The organism is Paraburkholderia diazotrophica, assembly GCF_038900755.1.
Classification (GTDB): domain Bacteria; phylum Pseudomonadota; class Gammaproteobacteria; order Burkholderiales; family Burkholderiaceae; genus Paraburkholderia; species Paraburkholderia diazotrophica_A.
Genome location: NZ_JBBPEN010000021.1, coordinates 53,359 through 63,664, shown reverse-complemented (window position 1 = coordinate 63,664; position 10,306 = coordinate 53,359). Strand labels below are relative to the sequence as shown.

Genomic DNA, 10,306 nt, shown 5'->3' with positions numbered 1-10,306 from the left:
TGTGTGCACAAACACAACCGGCATCGACGTGATGCTTAATGCCGTGCGCGAGCCGTATGCGGGGAAACTCGCACGTACGGTTCTTCGGGGGCCGCGTTTCTGGAAGGGAGCGCGGCCACCCTCTAAAAATCCCTTGTGAGCTGTTTACGGCCGCGTCGTCATCAGGCTTAGCTAGACGCGCGAATGTGCATTGCGAATGGAAAATGGTGAGCTACAATGGGGTGCGTTCTTCACCAAAGGGTCGCTCACCATGCAGATGGAAAGCTGGGTTGGCACAATCGAGCGTGAATGGCATCAGTTGCGTCGCGCTGACCCCTCTCTTGATGTTGAGAAATTCTCCCGTCATGTCCTCGCTGCTAACAAGACGGGATTCCTGTCACCCGAGTCGCTCGCCGCGATCGCGAACGCGCTCCTGACCAGCACACTGGATGGCGCGGCTTGTCTGGGCCGCTGGTTACTCGAGCGCATCGGGGTGAACCGTCATCCGGCCTGGCGGGTAGCGATGGCCATTTCCCTGGTTACGGCCACAGGAGGTGAGGCGGACTTCGAGACCGGGAACGCGATTCTCGACGATGTGATGAAAGATGAAACCGCGGACAGTCGTCTGCGCGGCATGTCCGCTGCCGCGCTGGCCGATAGTGCACGGCTCGGGCGGGGTATGCATGTTGATGTGAGCCGTGCGCGATCGCTCTACGAGCAGGCCATTGAACTGGGCCACAAGGCCGCGGCACATAATCTCGGGCTTTTCTGGGAAGGCCTGTGGGGCGCGGACGACAACGGATTCATTCCGGATCGCACAAAGGCCATGCAGAGCTATCGACGCGGTGGCGACGACAAATGTTGCCAACGCCGCCTGGAAGCGCTGCGTTGAGTTCCTGCCGCCCGCCAGTCGTGCGGCTGGCAGATTTCAGGCGGTGCCCGACGGATATTTCGCATTATTAATAAAGGCAAGGTTGCGGAGAAGCGACTCTCCGTCCTCCGTGATGCGAGGGCGCACTGCTCCGCCCGCACGTCGCTCCAGTGCAACAAGCTGGCGTTCAAGCAACGCACCAAGCTCTTCCCGATCAGCAATGTGATCGGCGGAGTCCTTGACCAGCATCAATGTTGCGAATTCGTGGGCGCTCAACACGGGATGCTCCTGACGCAAAGAGAGAAACGCCGGTCGCCAGGTTTTACGGCGACGGGCGCTGCATGACGCCCACGACCGTTGGCTGACTACCGAGGGCGAAGAGCTTAATCCCAAAATGTGACAGCATGGGGACGGCGTCGAATCCCGACATCGCCTCGTCTATAATCAGCATGTCCAGAATCAACGTCGCATGGAGCCGTATTTTATGAGTCAAGCCCGCGGGCGATATGCGGGATCCCGGCGCAACGGCCAACGCCAACCTTACCACGAGAAAAAGCCTCCACCCCAACGGCCGGGACCTCCGTATGTGAAGGCGCCGCCCCGAGACCCCGCCCAGACTGCGTCCATCTTCAAAACACGATCGTTTCAGTTTCTGGTCGATGCGGTAGGCGCAGAGAATATCGCCATTGCACTCGAATCGAGCATGACGCGCGTGGCCGAACTGATGAAAGGCGAGCGGTTCACGCCCGAGACCGCCTTTCACATGGAAACCACGCTCGGGTTACCGCACGGCTTTTTTGACCAGCCCAATCCTGCGCTCGCGGCCGAGACCATCGCCCGTCTGAAGTCACCGCTCGACTTCGTCCAGATCGATGAAGGATTCGACGCAGAGGCCGAAGCACTTGAGCCGGCTCCTGCCCGGACCGCCGACCAGCAACCAGTTCCTGAGGATAGTTTGTCCGAGGAAGCGCAAATGCCAAAGAAAGTAGCTGGCGGTTCGCCGAGAACCGTCAAGAATAGTCGAAGCGGAAAGCCCGAACAGCCCAAACCAGGAGTGCCGGTTAAAGCTTCGGGTCCGACAAACAAGCCGCCTAAAACGCCGCAACAGCAGCCGCTAGCATTGAGCGACAGCGCCGAGGTGGAAAATATGCGACGCGCCAACCTCCACCTTCTCACCAGTCGCAACGGATCGAAAGTCAGACTCGGCGTGGTCATGGAGATGAGTGGATTCAACATCGCCGATCGTCTACATGGCAAGAAGCGCATGGACAGTTTGGAAACAAACCGGTTCACGGAGCGACTCGGATTGCCAGTTGGCTGGTTAGACAGTCCGCGCACGGAAGCCGACATTCCAGAGTCAGTGTCGCGTCTGCTTACGCCTGCTCCACGCGGTCGCGCATCCGTTCAACAACATGAGTCGCCTGCGCCAGCAACGAACGATGGTGTACGGGGGAATCTCGTCGACGGGAAAGTGCGCACGAGGCGCGTGCGTGCGACCGCCCTGGATGCATCGGAAAGCCCCGCACCTGTTTCGGCGGACGTCGCGGAAGACACGGAGACGATCGTCGTCAGCCCGCGAGCTGATGTCAATGATTCCTCCGAGGACCTTGCCAGCCGTTCATTCGATGAAAAGGATGAAGCGGTGCCGGCAGCCACATCTGCACCCTCCGGGTCGATGCCCGAATCGTTGCCCGTCTCCGCGCACCCGCAGCAAAGTCCGGCTCCACTCCCCTTCGCCACCGTGACCAGCCTGGACAATCTCCACGGTATTGCACCGATAGCAGAAGCATTGATCAAGACGCTGGCGGGTAAGGCACGCACGGGTCGGCTGGACGAATTGAAAGCCCTGGAGCTTTTACAGCAGGCGGTCCTGTTGTAAGTCGTTGGCGGCGTCGATCGGCCGATCCGTCGTGAGCGCCAGGCCGTCTGGATTTGCGCCGAATTGCATGATGCCCCAGTGAGACGGGAAACGGTGGTCACCGTGACGCAAGAATTTGCACGACCATCAGATGATGCAGCCGCGGACGCCCGGAACGACGCCATTTGCTGGCAGGACTCTCGAGCCGTCCGCGTTCATCGGGCGCAAGCGGCTCGACGTTTGCCGGTTATGTGTCTGTTGTTGTCTGTCTGCCATGTCATGTTGTCAAGCCCGCCAGCGGGTTTTATGTCAAGCCCGGGCGTTTGTCCCCCTCCATTATGTCGTTCTGCCCCGCGAAGCAGCCGATCAACAAACACTTGTCGGCCTTCGCGAACGTTCGGCGGCAAGGAACGGTGCGTCAGCTGAAAATCGGTTTACCGCAATTCGCTAACGGACGTTGGACAACGTACTGCTCACGTCAATGAATGAGTCGCTCCGACCCGTTGGTGCCAGTCGAAACATCGCAGTTTAGAGGGCAGGTGCCCTATCTGCCACCAAGCCCCCTCCGGTCAGACCGATGGGAGGGAGGGGCACATCGCGTCTCAATCCTTCCTGCGTATTTGCGCGTCGGAATCCGGCAGAGTTCGGATCACATCGTCGTGACGCTCGTGCTCTTCCACAGGACGATCCACGACCACTTCACTATCTACACCGTCGGTTCCTCGCCCAAGCAAATGCAGCGTCGTGCACGGTATCTTTGCAGCTGAAAATTTTCTGCGCAGAAAATCGGCCTGAGCGCGATCGTGTGTCGTGAGGAATATCTGATATTTCCTCGCCAAAACCAGATTCGCAATCATGTCTGAAAACGCTGCCGCATGGACAACATCATTGTGTTGCAGAGGATCGTCCATGATGAGCGCAGACCATCGAGACCACGGAAACGTCAAGTTCGCGGCGCAAAGCATGCTGACTGCGAGCGCGGCCATCTGCCCTTCACTATGAACGAATTGGGGGTTAAGATTGTTCGCCTTTGGGTCGCCGCCGGGTCCTGCTACGGTCAACTGCTCGACTTTTCCCTTTCCAATCTTAAAGCCCAGTCCAACCCCAGGATCGCTGAGAATCGAGCGGTTCAACTTGTTCATCAAGTCGCTCATAGGCGCGAGGAATTGCCTGTTGAACGCCTCAACCCGACGCGTCACCTCTGTATTGGTATCAGCTGCAATGCGTTTCGCCACTGCGATAGCTTCTGACCTGCGCTGAAGCTCTGCTTGCTTTTGAACCACAGCACTGCGAATTCCTTCGCGATCCATTGCAGCATCCGACTTACCCAGAGACCCACGCAACGCTTCCAGCGTAGCTCTGTGTAGCGTTTGCCGTTTCCAGGCGGACATGCCACTCCTCAACGTCTCCACACGCTTAACGACTCCCTCAAAGTCCGACCTCATTTTTGGCAACTCCAAGCCGCATGCTTGCACGACCTCGCCATCGATCTCCCTGCTAGGCAATGCCAACGTCTGCCACTCGCTTTGAAAGTGTCGCAGCTGACGAACAAAATCCTCCCGCTGCTCACCCAGTGACTTCACCTTCGCAGCGTGTTGCGCAGTTCTGAGGTCGAGTGCAACAACCTCGTCTTGAGCAGTTCCGACGGTTGCGCGTGCGGAGACGACATCCTCCGCACGCGCACGTTCGGCATCCGAGCGTTCGCTTCGCAACGCACGCAGAGCATCAGCGTCAATATTGCGGAAAACTCCAGCTGCCTCAGCAAGTCCCCCCAGACTATGCTCAAGTATCTCCAGCTTGCGGCCATTCTCGGAGACAGCTGACTGTCGATCGTCAACTAGCTGACGCGCCGATCTCCAAGTACGATCCGCTTCTGACCAAGCACGCGAAGCGCCGTCGACTCCCCCTATGACCGGCAAATGTAGTCTGCGCTCCGTCAAGCTCTGAGCACGTGTCAATACTTCACGACGCACTTCACATTGCTCACGGAGTCCTGCCAGACTTAACGGCTCATCAGATGAGGCCAGACCTACGCGCGCCAAGGCCAGCCGGAATGACTCATCTGCCCGCTCGCAGTCTTCACGCAACGCCTTCCTTTCACTTTCCTTCGAAATGAGTTCTGCTAGCAGTTGGTCTGCAGCTCCAACTTGGTGGCGCAAACAGGACACTTACACGCGTCTTCCGCAAGGTTCGCCGCTATTGTTGCGACGGCACCTGCAAGTTCATCGTATGACGACCGAGCCCGATTCAAATTCTCGGTTAGTTGCGCTAACTCAGCCGACTCCCTTTTTTGCTTGGAACGTGCCTTTTCTATCTGCTCCTGTAGACCTAGATTTTCACGATCGAATACTTCCGCCTTCGACAGGACCGTTTGTCTCACTCGCGAAGCATCTTCAGCGTCGCCAATGAGCTTTAGTCTCTGTGAAAGCGTTCCAACTTCGTTTCTGCACTGTAAACCCCGGGCATTCAGACGATCGGCAAGCGCTTTGCGACGCTCCGATCTCTTACGCTCGTCTTCGGCCTTTCTCAGCGTCTCCGTGGCCAGCCCAAGATTCGATTCCAACGTTGGACGTGTTTCGCGCAATCCTGCGGCCTTTTCACACGCTTCCTCAAAGCGCAAAAGAGCAGCAATCGCTTCCTGCGCTTTGACATGGTGCCGAGTTTGCTCGTCCAGTTTTCCGCGGGCCTGTTCGAGCCGCTCCGCAGTCGCTATGCGAGCTTGGCGAATCGCGTCCGACACTTGGCCGGCCGCATCGATGGCACCATCGACAGCGGCAATACCCACATTGATACGTTGGCGTTCACCGTCAAGAACGCGTCCGCGTTCGATTGCGACCGCACGTAGCCGAATACCTTCTTCGACAAGCGTTCCTAGCGCGCTCAAATCGTCCGAGAGTGTGTCATGAGTGAGCGAACCCTCAGGTCTTAAACTGAGGTTCAGTTGAACGCCAATGGCGGTCAGCGCGTCACGTAAGACCAGCGCTTCCACCATAGACATTTCTTCGCTCAAGGCCCCATCAAGTCGCGCAGCTTCCCACTGTTCGTCCTCAAGACTGAGCATGCGCTCGAGTTCATCAACGTTTCGCTTTAGCTCCGCCATTTGACGTTCAAATGCTCGGGCCGGCAAGCTCGCACCGTGCCCATGCAAAGCTTTTGCAATGTCGGTCGCGCGCTGACTCTGCGCGGGTTCTGCAAGGTAGTCCCAACGTTCCTTGGCATCTCGATGCGTCAGACGGGTCAGTGTTGATTGGCCGAGAAAATGCGTCAGCGAAAGGTAACGCTCGAGATGCTTTATCTCCTTCCTCCATGCTGGAGACTGAAGGAAGCTCGTCACGTCCGTGACGCCAGTTGTGTCAAGCCCGACTAGTCTCCGGCGGATTAGATGCTCATCATTGAACCGTAGGGCAATCTCGGTCGGCCGATCTTCAGGTGCATTCCAGCGCCGCAGATAGCCCTGCTCGATGGCTCCCTTTGACTCGGGGAACTGGTTGATCCGATTCGTCAAGGCCCATTCAATCGCATCGAACAACGACGATTTACCTAGCCCGTTGGCACCATGTACGAGCAGCACACCTGGTCCTGTGTGCAGATCCACAGCCAGTTTCTTGAACCCACGAAATTCTGAGAGCTCAATGCGGCTCAAATAGACTGGCATCATCCCCCCGTCTTCATAACTCCGATCAGACGTTCGACCATCGCGTCCGGGTCGTGGCTGTAATTGTCTGCAATGTCAACCCACGCCCGCGCCGCCGCGGCACTCAGGCCCTTTTCTTGGAGAACACGCTCAACGAGTTCCGCGTTGTCGTCAAGCGCTGCGTCCCGGCGTGCGCTGGCCAGGGCCCAAGGCTCTGACAGAAACGTCCGACCTCGAAAATCTTCGAACGACTTGTCAAGATCGTCGACATTCGGTAGCCAGACGAGTTTGCGGCAGACAGCTTCGTCCCGCTCTATGCGATCTATCTGCTTGCGCCAGTCCACTCCGGATGGAGGCTGAACTGCGACGAACAGTATGTGCGCATCGATAACCTCTTCGCTGCTCAAATATGAGCGAGCAATGATCATCTGGTTATGAACCGCACGTAGTTCGGAAAGCATAGTCTCATTGGGCCACAGATGTATCTCCGTCACGAGCACCGGAAACCGTCCAAGAGTTAGACCGAAAATGTGATCTGGAAGTCGAACATCGACATCTCCGTCACGTCCGCGAAAATGTCGCGACGTCAGCTTCGTGGCAACCCTCGCTTTCCAGTCAATCTCAGCAGCAACGTTGGTGAGGCGTTTGCGCATTTCATCGAGATGCATCTTGTTCCCTCAAGTTGATGTCTTGGCGCTCTCGCCAGTTGTCAAACTCACGCTTGACTGCCTCCTGCCACGCCCCAACGCCTGTATGCATCAGTTCACGCCATCGCCTTGCCGCCGTGATTACAACTGGCAGCTCGCGCGTGGGCCGATCCAATGTATTCGGGCGATCGCCGCCGTCTTTCACCGACCCTTTATTCAGGAACATGTCCTCTCTAGCTCCGGCAAGGATCAACGCATCAACATTCCACTTTTCTGCGTCCTCGACGTCGCTAACGGGAATTCCATTGATGAGTGTGCATCCAGAGCCAAGACACACAGCTTCGTTATCCACACCGAAACTCAAATTCCCAGGAGCACATTCGGCAGGCGCGAGACTTTCGCCTGAATGTGTCGCTAGCATCAGTACCAACGCAGCAATGAGGTCTGGAATACACGCTCTGTCTCCGTCCCAAGGATCCAGTCCCGCTGGCTCTACTTTGAACAGCAAGCGCAGAAAGCTGGCCTGAAGTTGCCTATCAGCCGTCAGGGCGGCCTTCCAGTTCCCCCAAGTCACGCCGATAGCGCCTGCAATTGATGGGTGAACGGCTCCGAGACCAGTACATACACCATCTTTGACCACCCCCTGCACGCCGGCATCCAACGCCTTCATTAGCGTAGCGTCAACCATAGCGGACAGCGATCCGGCCTCTGGCAGATCGAGCGCCGGATGCGGATTCAAAGTCTCCGTAATTCTCGAAATTGCGTCGAATCTACCCTGCCAGCCTTCAAAGAAACTCTCCAGAACGGCAACTTGTATTTGGCCCTGGCTCGCGCGAACAAGTCTCCGCAAGACAGTAAGGTATTTTTCGAGACTCTTGGGCGGGAGAGCGAAGACGAGTGTTACAGGCGTCGGCAACTTATCGATCTTCCTCGCCAAGTCGAGAAGATCGGTCGGCCCCTGCTGTATCGGCTTATGAAGAGCGGCGTCCCAGGATACTAATAGCTCTTTCTGCCACGCCTTCGCTTGAACCTGCCGGGCCGTCTTGGTTTGAATGTCAGTGCATGCGTCCGTGTATAACTTATCGAAGAATTCAAACGTCTCGACGGCCAACTGCGGCGGCTCGGCTAACGTTCCGTCATCTCTGATCAGTTCGGCATGGTGCTTACGGTAGTCATCGAAAAAAATTCCAAGCGGGCTGTAGCGCACCGCGGTGTTCGGTCCATGGCGAAGCACTACGTCGTCAACAGTAGCCGAAAACACGGCGGTGTCGGCTACAACTCCGCTCACGGTGAACTTAGCGTCGCTCTTTTGGACATCGCTGACGTTTCCGGCGCTGAGCGTGAAAATTCCGGGCAAAGTCCTCGCCGCCTCGAGAATTGCGTAGGCCATTACCTGATTAAGGCGTGATGCCTTGCCCTTCCCAAAGACAGTCTGAGCATTGAAAGTCACTTGACGATCGGTACGCAATCTTTTCGCGTAATATTCGATCACGCCCCAATCCTGCATTACCGGAAGCAGACTTGTCTTGAATTCTGGTTCCAAATCGCCGCCCGGTTGTTTAACTCGCGAATCGGCTTCAATGGCGGCCCTAGCAAGCCGGTCCTTCCCAAAATTCTTCAGAAAATCGGTAGTAAAAGCGAAGTGTTCAAAATCTTCAACGAGGCAAGCCATCATGTCTGTCAGGCCACCGTCACCGCTTCCGCTGATGAAATAACTCTTGTTAGTGAGTTCAACAGATACAGCACTCGGGCCAAGGTCCCGCCAGTAGTCTATCGATCGAGCACTGCCACAGATCTTCTCTTCGCCAAAACCCATTGCCACTATCACGACGTTATAGCTTTGGGAAATCTCGCCGGCGTCAGATTTAAGATGAAGTCTCCATTCGCCGTCCTCGCTACCAATCCTAGTGACGGCGTGACTGACCTTGACATTAACCTTCTCTGGTCGATGCGCCGTGAACTCTGTCACCAGCTGATCGCGAATTTTTCCCGCCTCGTCAGCCTTCCAAGCGAGAAAAGGCAATACTGCGTGGCTATTCAAAGACCCACACAATGGCCACTCGTATATGTGAGGATGAAGGAAGCGCGTCGATTTGCTCTGCAGATGAAACAAACCTGTCGTACTTTCGATCAGGTCGACTCGACAGCCGAGCAGTCCACATCCGAATGCGGCGGTTATACCAGCAGCACCTCCGCCCACAACAGCGACTCGCGGCGAATCGCTAAAGCGATCTTGGCTATACAATGCGTGCACAAGTCTAAGTGCACGCACTTGCTGGGAGAAAAAGGTGATCCGGCGGTCTAATGGACCCAGAAAGAACAAATCACGTGCGCTCGGCGATTCGCTCAAGGTCAGCCACTTGTTGTAATCGGCTGGCGAAATTGACATGAATTCAGCTATTAACTGGGCTGCCAAACTTTTCGCCGCCATCCCCGAACTGCACTGTACGGCTGAGTTGTGGCAACTACGTACCCGATTTCTTAAGGAAAACAGTGGTGCACAATTATCGCAGATAATGACCTTACGTTACGCACTTTTCTTGGTGGTCCCACAGAGACTTTATCGCGCGGGTGTCGCGCCTATCGTTCGTGACGATGCCCGTCTTTGCTCCTCGTTCAACTCGCGGCGAGCGGACAACTGAATTACTCGCTACGCATATCCCATCGCTAGCCGGGTGAACACAGATGGTCATCTCATTTATCCGAAACCGACCGACCTATGGATTAGGCTATCCCGCGTTGATCGGCCCCCCGTTAGCTTTGGCCGACAACTTGCCAGCGAGGAGACCGCGCGAATGGCCGTTCAAGCTTGCAACCGACCATAGCCCTTGCATTGGCTCGAACGGCGGCAGTGGGTCAGGTCGGGAGGACTCGTTCACCAATAAGGAAATCCGACGCTCGCCGACACCGGGTCGCGAATGTCGGCGAAGCAGTCCTAGAACGGCCACACGCTCCCGATCAGCCAACGTCGGCTTTAGGTCGACGACCTGCCCGTCGTCCCGCCGCTTTTGGTCGCGGAAATTTCCTATCGTGATCTGAACAGTGTGCGCGTTTGACGCGCGACGCAAGCCGTGAAGAGCCAAGGCACTCGCGCTCGCATAAAGCAGCGTTTTTGCGGGATTCTGAGTGGACAAGCGCCAGCTTGCCCACTCTCACGGCCCCGCCCACGGGCCGGCCGCGAATGCCTTGGCGACAAGGTGCTCGCGTTTGCATCAGGCAGCGTTGTTTGAGTGAGACCCAACGCAGCCACGCCCACCGACTACCGCGAACACCTTGACGAGGTAAGTCTGCGAACAATTATCGAATTCAGGACCGAT

General features: G+C 56.6%; 7 protein-coding genes. 2 read left to right on the top strand and 5 right to left on the bottom strand.

Going from position 1 to position 10,306, the window contains the following annotated elements:
- Positions 1-196: 196 nt before the first annotated feature.
- Positions 197-871 carry a sel1 repeat family protein gene (locus AABE10_RS33925; RefSeq protein ID WP_342937468.1) on the top strand — a complete coding sequence of 225 codons (675 nt, stop codon included), beginning with the start codon at positions 197-199 and terminating at the stop codon, positions 869-871.
- Between the two features lie 36 nt (positions 872-907).
- Here the strand turns inward: AABE10_RS33925 and AABE10_RS33920 are convergent, their stop codons facing one another.
- The gene (locus AABE10_RS33920; RefSeq protein ID WP_342937467.1) at positions 908-1,129 is read right to left on the bottom strand and encodes a hypothetical protein; all 222 of its coding nucleotides are present in this window, start codon (positions 1,127-1,129) and stop codon (positions 908-910) included.
- A gap of 205 nt (positions 1,130-1,334) precedes the next feature.
- Here AABE10_RS33920 and AABE10_RS33915 point away from each other — a divergent pair, with 205 nt between their 5' ends.
- Positions 1,335-2,729 (top strand): hypothetical protein, encoded by a 1,395-nt coding sequence (locus AABE10_RS33915; RefSeq protein WP_342937466.1) that lies wholly within the window; start codon positions 1,335-1,337, stop codon positions 2,727-2,729.
- 581 nt (positions 2,730-3,310) lie between these two features.
- On the opposite strand, the gene AABE10_RS33910 is transcribed toward AABE10_RS33915, so the two are convergent.
- Genes AABE10_RS33910 through AABE10_RS33895 form a run of 4 tightly spaced genes read right to left on the bottom strand, consistent with a single transcriptional unit; the run spans position 3,311 to position 9,420 of the window.
- The gene (locus tag AABE10_RS33910; RefSeq protein ID WP_342937465.1) at positions 3,311-4,795 is read right to left on the bottom strand and encodes a hypothetical protein; all 1,485 of its coding nucleotides are present in this window, start codon (positions 4,793-4,795) and stop codon (positions 3,311-3,313) included.
- 35 nt (positions 4,796-4,830) lie between these two features.
- On the bottom strand, positions 4,831-6,366 hold the full coding sequence (locus tag AABE10_RS33905) for an AAA family ATPase (RefSeq protein ID WP_342937464.1): 1,536 nt from the start codon (positions 6,364-6,366) through the stop codon (positions 4,831-4,833).
- Positions 6,363-7,010, bottom strand: coding sequence for an ABC-three component system middle component 1 (locus tag AABE10_RS33900; protein WP_342937463.1), 648 nt, complete (start codon positions 7,008-7,010; stop codon positions 6,363-6,365). Before AABE10_RS33900 ends, AABE10_RS33905 begins: the two co-directional genes overlap by 4 nt.
- Positions 6,997-9,420 (bottom strand): ABC-three component system protein, encoded by a 2,424-nt coding sequence (locus AABE10_RS33895; RefSeq protein WP_342937462.1) that lies wholly within the window; start codon positions 9,418-9,420, stop codon positions 6,997-6,999. The genes AABE10_RS33900 and AABE10_RS33895 overlap by 14 nt, the downstream gene beginning before the upstream one ends.
- Positions 9,421-10,306: the final 886 nt, after the last annotated feature.

Excerpts from the sequence above, each read along its gene's own strand:
- AABE10_RS33895 (WP_342937462.1), bottom strand. The coding sequence starts at position 9,420 with ATGGCGGCGAAAAGTTTGGCAGCCCAGTTAATAGCTGAATTCATGTCA.
- AABE10_RS33905 (WP_342937464.1), bottom strand. The coding sequence starts at position 6,366 with ATGATGCCAGTCTATTTGAGCCGCATTGAGCTCTCAGAATTTCGTGGG.
- AABE10_RS33900 (WP_342937463.1), bottom strand. The coding sequence starts at position 7,010 with ATGCATCTCGATGAAATGCGCAAACGCCTCACCAACGTTGCTGCTGAG.
- AABE10_RS33925 (WP_342937468.1), top strand. The coding sequence starts at position 197 with ATGGAAAATGGTGAGCTACAATGGGGTGCGTTCTTCACCAAAGGGTCG.
- AABE10_RS33915 (WP_342937466.1), top strand. The coding sequence starts at position 1,335 with ATGAGTCAAGCCCGCGGGCGATATGCGGGATCCCGGCGCAACGGCCAA.